General features: G+C 63.9%; 15 protein-coding genes and 1 pseudogene. 14 read left to right on the forward strand and 2 right to left on the reverse strand.

Annotated elements, in window-relative coordinates; translation table 11 throughout:
- Positions 1-382: 382 nt before the first annotated feature.
- From msuE to AVHM3334_RS10245, 8 genes are all read left to right on the forward strand, one after another.
- Positions 383-961, forward strand: a complete 579-nt coding sequence (gene msuE, locus AVHM3334_RS10210) for an FMN reductase (protein WP_284411943.1) — start codon at positions 383-385, stop codon at positions 959-961.
- Positions 962-1013: 52 nt separating this feature from the next.
- On the forward strand, positions 1014-2177 hold the full coding sequence (sfnG, locus tag AVHM3334_RS10215; RefSeq protein WP_284411945.1) for a dimethylsulfone monooxygenase SfnG: 1164 nt from the start codon (positions 1014-1016) through the stop codon (positions 2175-2177).
- A gap of 116 nt (positions 2178-2293) precedes the next feature.
- The gene (locus AVHM3334_RS10220; RefSeq protein WP_284411947.1) at positions 2294-3280 is read left to right on the forward strand and encodes an ABC transporter ATP-binding protein; all 987 of its coding nucleotides are present in this window, start codon (positions 2294-2296) and stop codon (positions 3278-3280) included.
- Complete coding sequence (locus AVHM3334_RS10225; protein WP_284411949.1) at positions 3280-4176, forward strand: branched-chain amino acid ABC transporter permease; 897 nt, start codon at positions 3280-3282, stop codon at positions 4174-4176. Before AVHM3334_RS10220 ends, AVHM3334_RS10225 begins: the two co-directional genes overlap by 1 nt.
- Positions 4177-4180: 4 nt before the next feature.
- On the forward strand, positions 4181-5251 hold the full coding sequence (locus AVHM3334_RS10230) for a branched-chain amino acid ABC transporter permease (RefSeq protein WP_284411950.1): 1071 nt from the start codon (positions 4181-4183) through the stop codon (positions 5249-5251).
- A gap of 64 nt (positions 5252-5315) precedes the next feature.
- Positions 5316-6647 carry an ABC transporter substrate-binding protein gene (locus AVHM3334_RS10235; protein WP_284411952.1) on the forward strand — a complete coding sequence of 444 codons (1332 nt, stop codon included), beginning with the start codon at positions 5316-5318 and terminating at the stop codon, positions 6645-6647.
- Between the two features lie 44 nt (positions 6648-6691).
- Positions 6692-8029 (forward strand): acyl-CoA dehydrogenase family protein, encoded by a 1338-nt coding sequence (locus tag AVHM3334_RS10240; RefSeq protein ID WP_284411954.1) that lies wholly within the window; start codon positions 6692-6694, stop codon positions 8027-8029.
- Positions 8030-8046: 17 nt separating this feature from the next.
- Positions 8047-8853: an ABC transporter ATP-binding protein gene (locus AVHM3334_RS10245; RefSeq protein WP_284411956.1), complete on the forward strand. Its 807-nt coding sequence runs from the start codon at positions 8047-8049 to the stop codon at positions 8851-8853.
- Positions 8854-9515: 662 nt separating this feature from the next.
- On the opposite strand, the gene AVHM3334_RS10250 is transcribed toward AVHM3334_RS10245, so the two are convergent.
- Both AVHM3334_RS10250 and AVHM3334_RS10255 read right to left on the reverse strand, forming a co-directional pair.
- A complete protein-coding gene (locus AVHM3334_RS10250; protein WP_284411957.1) occupies positions 9516-10010 on the reverse strand; it encodes a hypothetical protein in 495 nt (164 codons plus the stop codon).
- A gap of 27 nt (positions 10011-10037) precedes the next feature.
- Positions 10038-11087, reverse strand: a complete 1050-nt coding sequence (locus AVHM3334_RS10255; RefSeq protein WP_284411959.1) for an AP2/ERF family transcription factor — start codon at positions 11085-11087, stop codon at positions 10038-10040.
- Between the two features lie 281 nt (positions 11088-11368).
- Between AVHM3334_RS10255 and AVHM3334_RS10260 the strand changes: the two genes are divergently transcribed.
- The 6 genes and pseudogenes from AVHM3334_RS10260 to AVHM3334_RS10285 all read left to right on the forward strand — a co-directional run.
- Positions 11369-13687, forward strand: coding sequence for a type VI secretion system Vgr family protein (locus AVHM3334_RS10260; protein WP_284411961.1), 2319 nt, complete (start codon positions 11369-11371; stop codon positions 13685-13687).
- A gap of 8 nt (positions 13688-13695) precedes the next feature.
- Positions 13696-14985, forward strand: a complete 1290-nt coding sequence (locus tag AVHM3334_RS10265) for a DUF2169 family type VI secretion system accessory protein (RefSeq protein ID WP_284411963.1) — start codon at positions 13696-13698, stop codon at positions 14983-14985.
- Positions 14986-15018: 33 nt separating this feature from the next.
- Positions 15019-15381 (forward strand): DUF4150 domain-containing protein, encoded by a 363-nt coding sequence (locus AVHM3334_RS10270; protein ID WP_284411965.1) that lies wholly within the window; start codon positions 15019-15021, stop codon positions 15379-15381.
- Entirely contained in the window at positions 15378-16385 is a 1008-nt protein-coding gene (locus AVHM3334_RS10275; protein ID WP_284411967.1) for a hypothetical protein, read from the forward strand. The genes AVHM3334_RS10270 and AVHM3334_RS10275 overlap by 4 nt, the downstream gene beginning before the upstream one ends.
- A complete protein-coding gene (locus AVHM3334_RS10280) occupies positions 16385-18061 on the forward strand; it encodes a hypothetical protein (RefSeq protein WP_284411969.1) in 1677 nt (558 codons plus the stop codon). The genes AVHM3334_RS10275 and AVHM3334_RS10280 overlap by 1 nt, the downstream gene beginning before the upstream one ends.
- 226 nt (positions 18062-18287) lie before the next feature.
- Positions 18288-18393 (forward strand): annotated as a pseudogene (locus AVHM3334_RS10285) (IS630 family transposase); the annotation flags it as partial.

An 18393-nucleotide genomic window follows, 5' to 3' on the forward strand; every position in this document is an offset into this window, starting at 1 on the left:
CCCTAGTCGAACATGCCTTGATTGCTATATAAAACATAGCAATTAACCTAAACTGAGCAAAAACGCGCGGCGGCCCCACCGCCCGCACCAGGGTCCGCACCTGGGCCGACATCGGGGCCAAGTGCAGCGGCAAACTGCGCAATTTGCCGCTGGGCGGGCAGCCGGGCCCGGCATGGTGCGCAGCCGCCACGCGGCGCCGCGGCCCGCCCCTTTGCCCGAATTTTCGGGTTTTCCCTTACCAATCAACCACTTACCCACACGCTCGGATTCCGCATAAGCATGCGCCGATTCCTTTGCAGCGCTGGCGCGCCGCAGGGTCTTCAATCCATCCCATACCCCCGCCGCGATGGTCGCGCCGGGCATCCCAGGAAGGTTCGATCCCATGACGCGCAAATTCAAGGTAGTGGCGGTTTCCGGCAACGTGCAGCGCCCCTCGCGCACGCTGGTGCTGGTGGAAGAGTTGATCGCCGCGCTCAGCGAGGCGCTGCCCATCGAGGCCCGCACCATCGAACTGGGGCCGCTGGCCCCGCAGATCGGCGGCGCGGTCTATCGCAGCCAGTTGCCGGCCGCCGTCGAAGCGGAGCTGGCCGCCATCGAATCGGCCGACCTGCTGATCGTGGCCAGCCCCGTCTATCGCGGCTCGTACACGGGCCTGTTCAAGCACCTGTTCGACTTCGTACACCACGAGGCGCTGGTCGATGTGCCCGTGCTGCTGGCCGCCACCGGCGGCAGCGACCGCCACGCGCTGGTGATCGACCACCAGCTGCGCCCGCTGTTCAGCTTCTTCCAGGCACGCACGCTGCCGCTGGGCGTGTATGCGTCGGAGCAGGATTTCCAGGGCTACGAGATCGCCAGCGGCGCCTTGCGCGACCGCATCGTTCTGGCGGTGCAGCGCGCGGCGCCCCTGGTCGGCATCGCGCCCCAGGCCACGCCCGCGCTGCGGCTGGCGCAGGCCGCCTGATCGAGCGATCGAGCGAACCACCGAACCTCACCCACCGTCCAGGAGCATCGCCATGAGCCACGACACGACTTCTTCCGCGCCCTCTTCCGAAGGCCTCCGGTTCGCCTACTGGGTGCCCAACGTCAGCGGCGGGCTGGTGGTCAGCACCATCGCCCAGCGCACCGACTGGAGCCTGGAATACAACCAGCGCCTGGCCCTGGCGGCCGAGCGCGCGGGCTTCGACTACGCGCTGACGCAGATCCGCTTCACCGCCGGCTACGGCGCCGAGTACCAGCACGAGTCGGTGTCGTTCAGCCAGGCGCTGCTGCACGCCACCACCAAGCTCAAGGTGCTGGCCGCCATCCTGCCCGGGCCGTGGAGCCCGGCCGTGGTGGCCAAGCAGATCGCCACCATCGACCACATCTCGCAAGGGCGCATCGGCATCAACGTGGTGAGCGGCTGGTTCAAGGGCGAGTTCCAGGCCATCGGCGAGCCGTGGCTGGAGCATGACGAGCGCTACCGCCGCTCCGAAGAGTTCATCCGCGCGCTCAAGGGCATCTGGACGCAGGACCACTTCACCTTCAAGGGCGATTTCTACCGCTTCAACGACTACACGCTGAGCCCCAAGCCCGTGCAGCAGCCGCACCCGGAGATCTTCCAGGGCGGCAGCTCGCGCGCGGCGCGCGACATGGCCTCGCGCGTGTCCGACTGGTACTTCACCAACGGCAACACGCCCGAAGGCGTGAAGGCGCAGATCGACGACATCCGCGCCAAGGCGGCCGAGACGGGCCACCGCGTGCGCGTCGGCATCAACGCCTTCGTCATCGCCCGCGACACCGAGGAAGAAGCGCGCGCCGCGCTCAAAGACATCATCGACCACGCACACGTGGAAGCCGTACACGCGTTTGGCGATGCGGCCAAGCAGGCGGGCAAGGCATCGCCCGAGGGCGAAGGCAACTGGGCCCAATCCACCTTCGAAGACCTGGTGCAATACAACGACGGCTTTCGCACCAACCTGATCGGCACGCCGCGCCAGATCGCCGAGCGCATCGTGGCGCTCAAGGCCGTGGGCGTGGACTTGATCCTGGCCGGCTTCCTGCACTTCATCGAAGAGGTCGAATACTTCGGCGCCAAGGTGCTGCCGCTGGTGCGCGAACTCGAAGCGCAGGGGCTGGGCGCGCACGCTCCAGCCGCCCCAGCCACCATTGCCGAGCCGGCCGAGGCCGTGGCCGCCTGACGCGCGCGGCCGCACTCCCTTCGCTCCCCCACCCACCACGGCGCCCGCGCCGCCCCCGCCGCTCGCCCGTGCGCAGCGGCGCCGGCGCAGCCTTGCCCGCAAAGCCCCGCACCACCATGTCCAGCACCCTGTTCGACGGCACCCTGGCGCCGCCCGCCACGGCCCCCGCCGCACCGCGCCGCAGTGCCGAGCGCACCGGCGCGGTCGCAGGCAGCGCCTCACCGGCCCCACCGGCCGCCGTGCCCGCGCTGGAGCTGCAAGGCATAGCCCTGTCCTTCGGCGGCGTGCATGCGCTGCGCGGCATCGACCTGCGCGTGGCGCCGGGCGAGCTGCGCGCCATCATCGGGCCCAACGGCGCGGGCAAGAGCTCGCTCATCAACATCATCAGCGGCCTGTACCGGCCCGACGCCGGCCGCGTGGCCATCGGCGGCCGCTCGTTCGCGCAGGTGCCCACGCCAAGGCTGGCGCACCTGGGCGTGGCGCGCACCTTTCAGAACCTGGCGCTCTTCCAGGGCCTCAGCGTGCGCGACAACATCGCCCTGGGCCGCGTGCATGCGGGCCGCGCCAGCTTTGCCGAACAGGTGCTGGGCTGGGGCCGGGCACGCCGCGAATGGCGCGATGCGCGCGAAGAAGCGCGCGAGGCCATCGAGTTTCTGGGCCTGCGCGCCGTGCAAGACCGGCTGGCCGGCGGCCTGCCCTACGGCCTGCAAAAGCGCGTGGAGCTGGCGCGCGCGCTGGTGGCCCGCCCGCGCCTCTTGGTGCTGGACGAACCCCTGGCCGGCACCAGCGCGGGCGAGAAGAGCGAGATGGCCGCGCTGATCCGCGCCACGCGCGACCGGCAGGGCGCGGCGGTGGTGCTGATCGAGCACGACATCGGCATCGTGCTGGGCCTGTCGGACCGCGTGGCGGTGCTCGACTACGGCCGCAAGATCGCCGACGGCACCCCCGCCGAGGTGCGCGAAGACCCGGCCGTGATCGACGCCTACCTGGGCGTGGCGCACGATGACGACGCCCCTGCGCCGTCTGCGCCGTACGCGCCGCCTGTATCGCATTCCTCGCCTGCAGCGCCTGCCGCGCCCGCATCACTCACGGGGGCGCTGTGATGGAAGGCTTCGACTTCGCATTCCTCGCCGAGGTGCTGGTCGGCGGGCTGCTGTCCGGCGTGATGTATTCGCTCGTGGCCATCGGCTTCGTGCTGATCTACAAGACCTCGGGCGTGCTCAACTTCGCGCAGGGCGCGCAGTTGCTCTTCGCCGCCCTCACCTTCGTGAGCCTGGTCGAGCGCGGCCTGCCGTTCGCCCTCGCCCTGCTCATCACCTTCGCTCTCATGGTGGCGCTCGGCCTGGCCATCGAGCGCGTGGTGCTGCGCCCGCTGGTGAACCAGCCGCCCATCACGCTGTTCATGGCCACGCTGGGCCTGTCTTACGTGATCGAGGGCGTGGCCCAGCTGGCGTGGGGCACGCAGGTGCACTCGCTGGAGCTGGGCATTCAAGATGCACCCATCGAAATCGCGGGCGTGCTGATCTCCACGTTCGATCTGTTCGCGGCCGGCGTGGCGGCGGTGATGGTGGCGGTGCTGTCCGCCTTCTTTCGCTACACCCGCGTGGGCCTGGCGTTTCGCGCCGTGGCCGACGACACCTACGCCGCGCTGGCCGTGGGCCTGCGGCTGCCGGCGATCTGGGCCACGGTGTGGTCCGCCGCCGGCGTGATCGCGCTGGTGGCCGGGCTGCTGTGGGGCGCGCGGCTGGGCGTGCAGTTCTCGCTGTCGCTGGTGGTGCTGAAGGCGCTGCCGGTGCTGGTGCTGGGCGGGTTCGACTCCATCCTGGGCGCCATCGTGGGCGGCTTGCTCATCGGCGCGCTGGAAAAGCTGGCCGAGGTGTACCTGGGCCCCTACGTGGGCGGCGGCATCGAGAGCTGGTTCGCCTATGCCGCGGCGCTGCTGTTCCTGCTCGTGCGGCCCGGTGGCCTGTTCGGGCAACGCCCCGTGGAAAGGGCCTGACGCCATGGCAACCCACACGCCCACCGCATCCACCGCCTCTACCGCCACCGGGCGCACGCCCTGGCCCCTCTGGGCCACGCCCGCCATCACGCTGGTGCTGGCCTACGGCCTGGTGCCGCTGGTCGCGTCCGACTACGTGTTCGACGCGCTGCTGATTCCCTTTCTGGCGCTGTCGCTGGCCGCCGTGGGGTTGAACCTGCTCACGGGCTACGCGGGCCAGCTCTCGCTGGGCTCGGCCGCCTTCATGGCGGTGGGCGCCTATGCGGCCTACAACTTTCAGCTGCGCATCGACGGCCTGCCGCTGCTGGCGGCCATGGCGCTGGGCGGCGTGGCCGCCACGCTGGTGGGCGTGGTGTTCGGCCTGCCCAGCCTGCGGCTGCGGGGCTTCTACCTGGCCGTCTCCACGCTGGCCGCGCAGTTCTTCGTGCAATGGGCGCTGACCCAATTCGGCTGGTTCAGCAACCACAACCCCTCGGGCGTGATCGACGCGCCGCCCATCCGCGTGGCGGGCGTGGCCTTCGACACCCCCGCAGGCCGCTACCTGTTCGCGCTGACCGTGGTGGCCGTGCTCACGGCGCTGGTCTGGCGCGTCACGCGCACGCCCACCGGCCACCACTTCATCGCCGTGCGCGACAACGAACTGGCGGCGCGCGTGATCGGCGTGCCCGTGCTGCGCGCCAAGCTGCTGGCATTCGCGCTGTCGTCGTTCGTGATCGGCGTGGCGGGCGTGCTGTGGGGCTTCGTCTATCTGCGCACGGTGGAGCCGGCGGGCTTCAACCTCGACCGCTCGTTCCAGATTCTTTTCATCATCATCATCGGCGGCCTGGGCACGCTGCGCGGCGCTTTCCTGGGCGCGGCGCTGATCGCCGTGTTCCCGCTGCTGCTCTCGCGCCTGGGCAGCCTGCTGCTGGGCCAGTGGTTCGACTCGGGCGTGCTGGAGCTGTGCCAGCGCATCGCCCTGGGCGCCCTCATCGTGGGCTTTCTCATCGCCGAGCCGCGCGGCCTGGCGGCGCTGTGGGAGCGGCTCGCCGCACGCCTGCAGCGCACGCGGCCACCGCCGCCGCAGAGCGCCTGAGCGGCTTCTTTCCCCTCTTTCTCCGTCTCTTTCTCTCTCCCTTTTCTCCACAGGAGCGCATCGCATGTCTCTCACCCGCCATCTGAAAACCGCCTTGCTGGCCACCGCGCTGGCCCTGACCGGGCTGCAGGCCGCGCAGGCCCAGGCCGCCAAGCCGCAAGAGCAGTTCTTTCCGCTGCAAAGCTACCGCGTCGGCCCCTATGCGGCCGGCGGCACCGGGTTCTTCGGCGGCTTCATCGACTACCTGAACCTCGTCAACACGCGCGACGGCGGCGTGGGCGGCGTCAAGCTCACCTGGGAAGAAGGCGAGACGCAGTACGAGGTGGAGCGCGGCGTGGAGGTGTATGAGCGCCTCAAGACCCGCCCCGGCATCGCCGCGTGGAACCCGCTGTCGGTGGGCATTGCCTACGCGCTGATAGACCGGGTGACGGCCGACAAGGTGCCGCTGCTCACCATCAACCACGGCCGCACCGACACCACCGACGGGCGCGTGTTCAAGTACATCTTCCCGCTGCTGGTCAACCCGTACAGCGAGACCTCGGGCATCGTGAACTACCTGGGCACCAAAGCCGGCGGGCTGGAAAAACTCAAGGGCAAGAAGATCGTGGTGCTGTACCACGGCTCGCCCTACGGCAAGGAAACCATTCCGATCTACGAGCTGCTGGCCAAGCAATACGGCTTCACCGTGCAGCAGATCGAGGTGCCGCACCCGGGCAACGAGCAGCAGTCCCAATGGCTGACCATTCGGCGCGCCAAGCCCGACTTCGTGGTGCTGCGCGGCTGGGGCGTGATGAACCCGGTGGCGCTCAAGACCGCGCAGAAAACCGGCTTTCCGGCCGACCGCATCGTGGGCAACATCTGGTCCAACTCGGAAGAAGACGTGATCCCGGCGGGCGACGCCGCCAAGGGCTACGTGGCCATCACCTCGGTGGCGCCCGGCACGCAATACCCCGTGCTGCAAGACATCGTCAAGACGGTCTATGACGCCGGCAAGGGCAACCTGCAGGACAAGAAACGCATCGGCAGCGTGTATCACAACCTGGGCGTGCTCAACGGCATCTTGAACGTCGAGGCCATCCGCATCGCGCAGGCGAAGTTCGGCAAGCGCACCCTCACCGGCGACGAAGTGCGCTGGGGCCTGGAGAACCTCAAGATCGACGAAGCCCACGCCACCGCGCTGGGCGCCAAGGGCCTTTTCCACTCCATTCACGTGACCTGGGACAACCACGAAGGCGACGGCCGTGTGGCCTTCCAGCAGTGGGACGGCACGCAGTGGAAGGTCGTCTCCGACTGGATCGCGCCGGACTGGAAGCTGCTGCGCCCGATCATCGAAAAGTCGTCCCTGGCCTATGCCAAGGAAAAGAACGTCAAGGTGCGCACCAGCATCGACGACTGAATGACTCACCGGCCCCTCTCTTTCATTCCACCCGGAGCGACGCCATGACCGCCCTGCACGACACCCACCGCACGCCCTCCATCCTCGGCCCCGCCTACGAGGCCATCGCCGCCAAGTACCGCCCCGTGTTTTCGCGCATCCAGGCCACCGCGCTGCAGCGCGAGCAGCAGCGCCAGCTGGGCCACGAGGCCATCCAGTGGCTGAAAGACACCCGCTTCGGCGCCCTGCGCGTGCCCTTGGAGCACGGCGGCGACGGCGCCACGCTGCCGCAGCTCTTTCAGTTGCTGGTGGAGCTGGCCGAGGCCGACTCCAACATCGTGCAGGCGCTGCGCGGCCACTTCGCCTTCGTCGAAGACCGCTTGAACGCCCCGCGCGATGCCGCCAATGCCGTGTGGCTCCAGCGCTTTGCCGAAGGCGACCTGGCCGGCAACGCCTGGACCGAAGTGGGCAACGTGGCCATCGGCGACGTCATCACGCGCGTGACGCGAAAGGAAGACGGGCGCTGGGTGGTCAACGGCCGCAAGTTCTACAGCACCGGCAGCATCTTTGCCGACTGGATCGACCTGTACGCCCGCCGCGACGGCCCGGGCGACGGCGATGGCGTGGACGTGATCGCCGCCGTGCGCGCGCGCCAGCCCGGCGTGACGCACCACGACGACTGGGACGGCTTTGGCCAGCGCACCACCGGCAGCGGCACCTCGGTGTATGACAACGCCACGGTGGAGGCCGAGAACCTCTTCGCCTTTGCCGACCGCTTCAAGTACCAGACGGCCTTCTACCAGCTGTTCCACCTGGCCACGCTGGCCGGCATTGCCCGCGCCATCACGCGCGACGCAGCCGCCCAGGTGCGCGGCCGCAAGCGCATCTTCAGCACCGGCAACGCGCCCAGCGTGGCGCAGGACGTGCAGGTGCAGCAGGTCGTGGGCGAGGTCTCGGCCATTGCCTATGCAGCCGAAGCCACCGCCGTGCGCGCCGCCTTCGCCGCCCAGCGCGCCTACGACGCGCACTGGCACGGCACGGCCGACGAAGAGCGCCAGGCCAACATCGAGGCCGAGCTGGAATCCGCGCAGGGCCAGGTGGCGCTCACCGACCTGGTGCTGCGCGCGGCCAGCCAGTTCTTCAACGGCCTGGGCGCCTCGGCCGCCAGCACCTCGCAGTCGCTGGACCGCCACTGGCGCAACGCGCGCACCGTGGCATCGCACAACCCGGTGATCTACAAGGCGCGCATCGTGGGCGACTGGCACATCAACGGCACCGAGCCGCCCTATGTGTGGCAGATCGGCGCGGGCTCCGGCCGGCCCGCGGCGGTGGCGCCCGCACCGGCCACCGATGCCGGCGCGGCCAATGCAGCGCAGGCGCGGCCCCTGGCCCGCGCGGCCTGAGTGGGTGAGTGAACGCCATGGCAAGCCCAGCCCCCGCACTGCTCACGGTCGATGCGGTGCAGGCCGTCTACAAGGGCGCCATCGCCGCCCTGCACGGCGTGGGCTTCGAGGTGCGTGCCGGCGAGATCCACGCGCTGCTGGGCGCCAACGGCGCCGGCAAGTCCACCACGCTCAAGGCCGTGTCGCACCTGCTGCCGGCCGAGCGCGGGCAGGTCACGGCCGGGCACATCACCTACGGCGGCCAAGACGTGGCGCAGGCCAGCCCCGCCACCCTGGTGCGCGCCGGCCTGGTGCCGGTGCTGGAAGGCCGGCACTGCTTTCCCAATCTGTCGGTGGAAGACAACCTCGTCACCGGCGCCCTCGGCCGCAGCGCGCGGCGCGGCGAGATCGCGCACGACCTGGAGCGGGTGTACGCGCTCTTCCCGCGCCTGCGCGACAAGCGCCGCACGCCCGCCGGACTTGCATCCGGCGGCGAGCAGCAGATGACCGCCATCGGCCGCGCACTGATGTCACGCCCGCGCCTGCTGGTGCTGGACGAACCCTCGATGGGCCTGGCGCCGCGCGTGGTGCAGGAGATCTTCGCGCAGCTCAAGCGCCTGAACCGCGAGGAAGGTTTGACGCTGCTGGTGGCCGAGCAGAACTCTGCGTTGGCGCTGCAGTATGCGGACCGGGCTACGGTGTTGGATGCGGGGCGGGCGGTGCTGTCGGGGCCGGCGGATGCGCTGCGGGAGCGGGATGATATTCGGCAGTTTTACTTTGGGGAGAACGCGCATCACACGGACCTCAGCCATCCCGGCGCCGGGGGCACCCGCGCCGCCGTCTGACCGAGCCGGGTGGCGCAGCCATTACCTACGTGGAGGTGGACTGGAGCAGCGCGGCAGGCTGCGTGAACAGGTAGATCAATGCAGCCCAGTTCACCTCGAAGTCTGCTGAAGGCTGATCTGAGCCACTTACAGCCCAGAGTCTAAACGGCAGCAAGCGCCAACCCCAGTCGCTGAACGACGCCCGTCTTAAGTGGTCAGCTCACACAGCGGGTCCAGATAGTTACTGAGAAGTCAGTAACTTGGGGAACATTGATCGCCTCGAAAACCGCATGAATGCTGGCTTTCTTGTCTTGGCGTGCTCGGCAAGTTACCGTCTTATGAGTAACGCGACATCCTGAGCGGCATATGCCGCAAGGAGTGTTGGGTAAAGCATAGATCCGGGAGCAGTCATGCAGAAACCTGCAGACTGCAGGGAGGCCCCGTCTTCTAGGTAATTGCCGCAAGGCTGCGGTCATTTAGAGCCGCGAACAAAACCCAGCGAAGCGGTTTGCCCAACGACGAAGCAGGACCGGCGTCACTTGCGAGAGAACCTGTGTTTCATCGCAGCCTCGCAGGCGGCTTGCGAGGTCATTCCTAGTTGGTGGTAAGAATTCCCAAGGTGGCCCCATTTCTCGATGAACTCAGCATTGCCGTCTCTCGCTTTGCCGAACACCGTCTGCGCGTCAGGATTCTTTGAGCCCGCTTGTTGCAGGAGCTTCGTTGTCTCTGGCGTTGGACAGCGCCGCCTGCAGCCAAGCTTTCACCTGCTCGTCGGTATCGACGACGCGCAGGATGGGCTGGACGCTCGGGCCATTGCCGCCATGGGGGCTGCTGCTGGGCGATTGCAAGGGTGCAGAAATCCCGACTGCGGAGGTCAACTGCGCGATGTTGCTGGCTCTCTGACCAGACGACACGCTGCGCGCTGGCGCTGGAAAGCCTCTTGCAGGCCGCTGCGATTCCCCTTCGGATGCATGAGTGCCCCATGGAACAGGCGCATGCCCTTTGCCAATGAAGGTATGGGAAGGTTGGTGCGGCCCCATCTTGGAGAAGTCACCAGCACTGTCATGTTCATTGGTACCCAACGGGCCTGGGCGCAGGAATTCGGTCATGTTTTTTCTAGCTCGCTTTGCGGGCAATTGTGCATGCGTCCATGGATGTCCAAGTGCGTTGGCGGCCATGGCAGTGGTTCGGACTTGCCCTGAAGCTCATGCATTTGTGCGAAGTCTGGCCGGCGGTGCGCTCTGCCACTCCAGGCATTTGTCATCGGCGCGGGCGCGTGCTCCATCCTCCCCATACCGCGCCACGCTGTAGGTGGCGCTGCGCTGCTGACCGTCGTCGGGAAAGCGATAGATCACCTGCCAGTAGGCCAGAGGACGCCCATCGGAGCGAGCGTGCTGAATCTTGCGCTCCACGCTGCAGATGGGCTTGCGGCTCTGACTATGTTTCTTCCTCTTCCCATCCCTGACCAATCGGGCGGGCGGGCTGCGGCTCCACGCGGCATGCTGGTCAAAGGCCATTTGCCTGGCACCGTCTTCCCCGAACCGCGTGACCGAATAGGTGCGCCTCACGACCATCTTGTCCGGCCAGCGGTATTCCGCGCCCCAGGTGGGCGTCTCCAGCCAACTGCCGTCAGGGCGTTGTCTGCGAAACAGGAAGCGAAACACCCCCGGCACATCGCTGCTGTGGTTCAGCACGGCCACGAACACAGAGGGCGGCACCACCACATCCGTCACCACATGCTCGGGCGCCAGTTCCAGAGCGGGGTCGCATGGCGGGCGTATGGTTTTCCGGTCCACGACCAAGCGCAGCATCTGCTTGCGAGCCTGCAGTGCCAACTCGAATGCCTGGTCGTAACCATAGCGCTTGACGCTGAACGAGTTGGACATCGAGCGGCCATTCAGGACGATGCTGGCAACCCAGCGGCCGGGCGGTCGATCGTCATTCAGGCGTACACCGGGTATTCCCGAATGGCTGTTGGCGCGCAAGATCACATGGCTCTCTCGCCTGCTCACCATCGCATGCTCACTGATCAGCTGGTTGCGATAGGCCAAGGCAGCCTCAATGGCGGCCTCATTGCTGCCGTAGCGCTTGATCGAGAACGTTCGCGCAAATGACCGCCCGCGCCGGATCATGGAAACCCTCCACGCGATACCCCCAGCGGGAGATAACGAGCGGTAAATACCGTAAAAGCGATTCCTGGCTTTTTGAGGGCTCTCGATCAAAGAATCGTGCTGATTATTGAATTCTGAAAACATTTTCTGTTTTTAATGCGAAAAATAACAGGCGTCAGAAGAAATTGGCAATCCTGAGCAACAAGACCAAAAAATACCGGGCAAATGCCACGGGCCGAGAGAATACAGAAAACTGACATGAATAGGCAAGCACAACATCACAGCCACCATACCGTTGCGAACAGTTGCAACAAATACGCGGGCACGCGCAGTGGCACAGCAAGTTACTGCTGCTAGCATCCCCGGCGCCATTCCAGCACGCGCCTCCTTATGCCTGCTCCATCGACTTTTGCCCCTCTTTTTCCATGAGCCAACGCCGAACCAAGATCAACACCCCTTTGGGTGAAACCCTGCAACTGCGCCAACTTCATGGTACGGAAGAACTCAGCAGGCTCTTTGCTTTCAACGTGCAGGTGATCAGCGACTCCAAAACGGTGGACCCCAAGGCGCTATTGGGCAAGTCGGCAACGGTCGAGGTGGAGACGGACGGCGGAGGTAAACGGTATCTCAATGGCGTGATTAGCCGCTTTGGAATGCGTGGGCAGGACGCATCCAAGTACAGCTATTTTTTGGAGATGCGTCCCTGGCTGTGGCTGGCTACGCGCAAAACGGATTTCAAGATATTCCAGAACATGACCGTGCCCGACATCATTCGTGATGTGCTTGGCAAATACGGCGAGCCGATGGAGTTTCGGCTAACCAAGTCCTACCCGTCGGTGGAGTACCTCGTCCAATACTCCGAAAGCGACTGCAACCTGGTCTGCCGACTGGCCGAAGACCTGGGCATCTATTTTCACTTCAAACACACGAACGGCAGCCATACCCTGGTGTTCTGCGACGACACCGTAGGCTCGCACGAGCCCATGGCTGGGGGTGGCCTGCCGTTCTATCCCCCGGAGAAAGCGGCTGTCGCCCGAGAAGAAAACTTGGACGATTGGGACTTCACGCAGGGATTGCAGTCGGGGAAGGCCGCGACGGACGACTTCGACTTCAAAAAACCCCGCGCCGACCTGACACACACGCGCAAGATGCCACCGGGCCACGCGCACGACGGTTTTGAGACCTACGAGTTTCCAGGCCAATTCACGGAATACGCCGAAGGCGAGCACTACGCCAAGGTCCGCGTCGAAGAGCACATCGCCGCGCACGAGCGGGTAGCAGGCCAGGGCAATGCCAGAAACCTGGTGGGCGCCACAGGCTGCTTCATGACGCTGCGCAACTACCCGCGAGAAGACCAGAACGTGCAACACCTGCTGATCTCGGTCACCTACCACTTCACGGAGAACGTGCAGGTCAGCGATTCCAGCATCGGTTCTACACAGCGCTTTGCCATCGAGGCATTGCCCACCACGCGGGCGTTCAGGCCCGCGCGCATCACGCCCAAGCCGCGCACGCAGGGCTTGCAGACGGCCTGGGTGGTCGGCCCGCCCGGGGAAGAAATCTATTGTGACAAGTACGGCCGCGTCAAAGTGCAGTTCCACTGGGACCGCATCGGCGCCATGGACGAGAACTCCAGTTGCTGGATGCGGTTCTCCAGCAGTTGGGCAGGGTCGAACTTCGGAGCCATTGCCATACCGCGCATCCGCATGGAAGTGCTGGTGGACCACATCGACGCCAACCCTGACCGGCCCATCATCGTGGGCGTGGTCTACAACGCCGACAACATGCCCCCATGGAGTCTGCCCGGCAACGCCACGCAAAGCGGTATCAAGACCCGATCAAGCAAAGGCGGGGCCGCTGGACCTGGCCTGAAGAACGGTGCAGGCGACGCCAACGCCCTGCGGTTTGAAGACAAGGCAGGGCAGGAGCAACTGTGGCTGCACGCGCAAAAGGATCAGCTCATCGAGGTCGAAAATGACGAAGCCCACTGGGTGGGTCGTGACCGGGAAAAGACCATCGACCGGGACGAGACCAACCACATCCAGCGCGACCGCACCGAGACCGTGGACCGTAACGAGAAGATCACCGTGCACGGCTGGCGCACGGAAGAAGTCGATGGCGACGAGACCATCACCGTCCACAGCAACCGGGCGGAACGCGTGGATCACAACGAGGCCGTAGACATCGGCGACAACCAGACCTTCAAGATCGGTATCAACCGCACCAAGACGGTGGGCAAGAACGAGAAGGACAAGATCGGCAGCAACTGGTCCATCAAGGTGGGCAAGTTCAAGACCGAGACCATCGGCATCGCCTACATGCAGAACGTGGGGGTGGGGCGTATGGAGAACGTGGGCGTGGCCTACAACCTGAACGTGGGCGCAGTCATGGCCACGCTGGTCGGCAAGACGCAGACCACAAAGGTCGGCAGTGACCAGAGCACCACGGTGGGGACGAAATACACACTGACCGTCGGGGGCGGCGGTGGTGCCGGGGCTGGTGGTGGTGCGGCGGGAGCAGGAGGGGCGAAGAATATCGTGGCGCCATCCGGGGGCCAAGGAAATGGCGCGGGCGGCGGCAACCAGTCCAACATCACCATGGAGGCGGAAAGCATCACCCTGCAGGTGGGGCGAAGCGTCATGGTGATGAAGGCCGACGGCACCATCACCATCAATGGCAAGACCGTGGACGTGGTGGGCAGCGAACACATGGGACTGGAGTCCAAGCGCATTGACATCAATTGAGACGCGAGATGAGTTTGCTCCATAAAGAAAATGCGCCTGCAGTGCACGATTCAGCCATCGTCACTAAGCACTTTGAGGATGCCGCCCAAGGCACGGCTGGTCGCACCATTCCTGATGTACCGCTGGCGGTTCACATCAATCACACGCCATTTCCAAGCCAGTATTTTCAAAGCGTGGATCAGCATGGCGAGGTCTTTCACGTAGTGGTGCTGCGTGTGACTTACGACATGCACCGGACACTCCCGGACGGCTGTCTGGCCTATGCGGCGCCGCAGACCCCACTTGAAGCACAAGATGTGTGGTCTGGTGCGGTCAACGAGAGCAGTCCTTTATGGGAGAGTGACTTCGCACCCTACAAACCCAAATGCGACGTGCTGGTCGTCAACGCTGTCAGTCGCCCTCCACCAGAACATCTCGACGCGGAGCGCTGGCCTTGCGGCATCGCACTTCAGTGGGTAGGTGATGATGGGGAAAAACAAACCTGGAGCAAGAGCCTTACTGTCACCGGTCCGCGACAGTTTGGGTTGATCAGCCTTTCAGCTCCAGCGCATACCGATGAAGTAGCAATCGACTGGTGCAATGGCTTTGGCGGACAGATCAAGCGCCCGCACACTGCCGAAATCCGCCCAGATGGAAGTGTGAAAAAAGCTGCAGGCAGCGTCCGATGGGACGTCGATGAGCGCAATCCTGTCGGCGTAGGTTTCAACAAGGCTATGGGACAGCCGGGACCGCAACTGGAGTTGATGCAGCAGCATTACACCGCTGGATTTGGACAGGATGACTATCCCCCCGTCGGCTTGAGTGCGCTTGGTAAGGCATGGCTTCCCCGAAGGCTTTTGGCGGGGACGTACGACGAGGCCTGGCTCAAGGAGCAGTGGCCCCTACCGCCTTTGGACTTTGACGACGCGTATTGGAATTGCGCACCACAGGATCAACAAGTGGACTATCTCGCGCCAAGTACGCAGTTGACACTGGTGAACCTTTATCCACCGCGGGATGTGAGCGACGCGGGCAACTCTTGGGTTCAGTCATGGGGAGGTCGCTTGCCCAGCCACCAGCTATCGCTGAGGCTTGCCCTGCGCATTGGTGGTGAAAGACTTGTCCACGACTCCGACATGGCACTGGACACGCTGGTTGTGGACCTTGCCAGTCAAAAGATCTACGCCACCTTCCGCCACGCCATTGCAAATTCCGCCTTGCAGGAACAAAAGATTGAAGGGTTGGAGACATGGGTTTCGCCTGCTGGCAGACCTTACGACGCCGTGCCTCCTGATGAGCTTTCATCGCTTGAGATATGACCAGTACGGTGGCGTGTGCCGCCACACAAACAAATGGCTGACGAAAAATTTACCGCCAAGGATTCACAGTTTGTACTCGTGTGCATGGCGCCCGATGTCTGTTGGACACCGATCGGCAAGAAGGTTGTTCCTATTCCCTATGCGATTGCGCACAGCATGGACCAGGCGCAGCAATGTTCCAGGAACGTGTTTGTAGAAGGCAAACCCGCTTACTTGCATGCCAACAGCTATGTGGACAACGTACGAGGAGATGAGCCAGGCACAAAGGGTGGCGTAGTGACCGGCGTTAACATGAAAGTGAGCCACAGTCTGCAACACAGCCCCAGCGTGTTCGTCAATGGCAAGCCTGCAGTGCGCACGGGAGACAAGGTTTACATGAACACGCGCAAGCCATGAGTCCACCCAAGCCCCAAAAGCCACGGGCGCCGCCCAAACCTGCCACGTCGTCACCTGAGCCTGTTGCGCAGACTTCAAGCTCTGCACCCACGCAGTCCGCAAAAGTCAAACCTGCCAACGATCGGCCACCTGCCAGTGCCAACACCACGGGGAAGATACTTCCAAAAACCGAGCCCAACCCCGCAGGCGCAGCCGCCAAGGCGAAGCCGCGGACAAAGGCTGAGCGCGACCGCGATATCGCCCATCATGAACAAGAGCGTAAAGACGCTTTGAAGCGTGGTGACAAAAAGGCCGCGGAGGATGCTGACCTCAAAATTGCCCAAGTGATGGATGAGCCCAAGACGTTGGGCGACGTGGCCGGTGAAGCCGGCGGAATCATCGGCACGATCCTGGGTGCACTTGGCAGCGGAAAAGGCGGGCGTGGCGGTTCGAGGGGCACGGCACCTGCCAAGCCACAGCCGTCCAAACCTCCTGCGCCTGCTCATCCCCCACCGCCTTCGGCTCTCGCCAAGCCGGCCCCTGCCAATGGAGGCGGAGGGCTCTACAGCACAGGAAAAGCGCGATATCCCAAGCACAAATGTGAGCTGCTGAAATACAAGGACATGCTATGCAAGGGGGAAAAGCACCATGTGGTGCCTGACTACACCTTGCGCACGGGAACGTCCAAGCAAAAGCATGAGCCCAGCACCCGTATTCCAGGAACCCCCGGCTATGACGATGGGCTGGTCATCTGCATCAGTGCCGAGGAGCATCGGGGACTGCACAAGACGGTGGACCAGAAGATTCAAGGCGCTGCCAGCCCCAACGGCACCATCAGCGCTGGAAAGACCAAGGAGATCAGTGCGACGGAGGCAGCCAAGAAGTCTGGTTGCAATCCCAAGAACATCAAGAAGCAGCTTGATAGAAAAATGAAGACTTCGGATGACGCTTTGTTGCGGGGAGTGAAGGACTCTCGCAAGGTGACTGATGAGATAAGACAGATCCTAAATGGCGGAAAGATGTGATGAATAAAAATGACCTGCACAGGACCATGCAGTCCGCAGTTTTGGTAGATCAAATGTTCGTGCTGATCGTCGAGTCTCTGGACAATTTTGATCATTCCGGAGTTGTCTCTACCTTTACGCCTTTGCTGAAGCCAGCTGCGCCGTGGACCACTCAATTAATTGAGAATTGGGACATGTGTAGTGCATGCATTTGGCATTTTGACAATATGGACTTTCGATGCATATTGAGCGAAGAAGGCCAAGTCAACATCTATGGCCCAGGCGGCAAGCCAGACCGCACGTTCCAAATCCCAGACGCTGGGGTTTTTCGCCCCGGCGCGGCGGGCTACGGCTACGTCAACCGCATCCGCGCCATCGGCCAAGGCCTGTACGTATGCGGGGCCAACCGGCAGGTTTATCGGTATCAGCCTGGAGAGCGCAATCCGCTGTCCGGTCAATTCGTTGATGTAGCGGGCGCCATGCGCCAACCCCCGTTGGGCAAGGCACCATCACAGCAAGGGCCGGAGTTCAGCGCCTGGGCTGACAAAGACATCGTGATGTTCAACGACATCGCGGGTACGAGCGAACAGGACATCTATGCAGTTGGCGACCAGACAGCCCACTTCGATGGGCAGGTTTGGCGACCCATTGCCCTGCCGGTAATCAATGAGACCATGCACGTCGTCAAGGTGTTTGATGCCCAGCGTGTATTGATTGGGGGCAGCAACGGCTACCTGTTCATGGGCAATGCGCGCGAGGGGTTTCGAAACATCAGCCATCTGGACGACAACGCGACCATTACAGGGCTGGAATGGTTCGATGATCGACTGTTCGTAGCGACGGACAAGGGGATCTTTACCTATGAGCCACAAAGCCAGCGCCTGCAAAGATTTGCCACAGGCCTAGAACCTGAACTGCAGGATGCCCACTTGCTGGAGGCCAAGGATGGGGTGCTATGGAGTTTCGGCTACAAGGACTTGGCTTATTGGGACAGTGCGGATGGCAACCGTCTTTGGGTGCGGGTACACCATCCGGACAATGCGCGTATCGGGCAAGCGCAAGCGCGTCCTGCAGCTTCCACGGTTGCGCTTGCGCAGCAGCAAACAGAGAATGCTGCGCAGGCCAGCGTACTGGCACTGCCCGCATGGCTGGAGCAGACCCCCAAAGCGCAGGGCGGTGCTGCAACCCGCGGACTGCCCGACATCGCCGCGCTGCTGGCCCTGGTGGGTCATAGTGGAGTCGGTGGGCGCATCCTGGATTTGCTACAACCTTATGGAGCACAGCCTGCAGAGTTGCTGCAGATCAACCGCAAACAACGGTACAGCGTCAGTTTGCCCAAGCTGGGCCTGACGCTCGTCATGCAATACAAAGGGCCCAAGCAAAGCCAGGAGCAGGCGATTGGCCAACCAGCGCATTGGGCCTTGGCCGAGATCGCGTTGCTGGCTGTCGGCAATTGGCCTTGGAGCGGTCCTTGGCCCGGTGGACTGGATCCTTCACAGCCTGCAATCCTTGAGCAGGCACGAGGGATCTGGGGTCACGAAACCACGAGCCAGGGTTTGCATACCAGTTTCTTTGTCGATGGCAGCTACGGCGCGCAGTGGGTGATCGAGCTTGAGCTAACCCCGCAGTTGCAACGCCTCAAGCATCTGAAAGTCATGCACTTGGGCGAGTATTTGCCGTGGCAGGCGAGCGTATGAGATCCGTGCCCCAGCTTCCCGGACGCTTTGCCCAGCCCTTGTGTTTGTGCATGAAGGCGATGTAGTGCGCTTCATCATTTGGGCAAACGATTCGGCAAGGGCTGGGCACACTGGCTCCATCTATGCAAGCGCGGCTAAAGTCCCAATGCCAGTCAGTTACTCATAAGTCAGCAACTTAGAGAACACTCTCTTGCGCAGAGCGGCCATCGGTGCTTTCATTGACGGCATGAAACGAGACGGACGCACCCTGGCCCACAATGTGTTGGAAGAAATGCGCATGCTGGCCGTACAGCGCATGCGCGAAGGAGAGTCGCCAGCAGCGGTGGCGGCTT

This window comes from Acidovorax sp. SUPP3334 (genome assembly GCF_030159055.1).
GTDB lineage: Bacteria > Pseudomonadota > Gammaproteobacteria > Burkholderiales > Burkholderiaceae_C > Paracidovorax.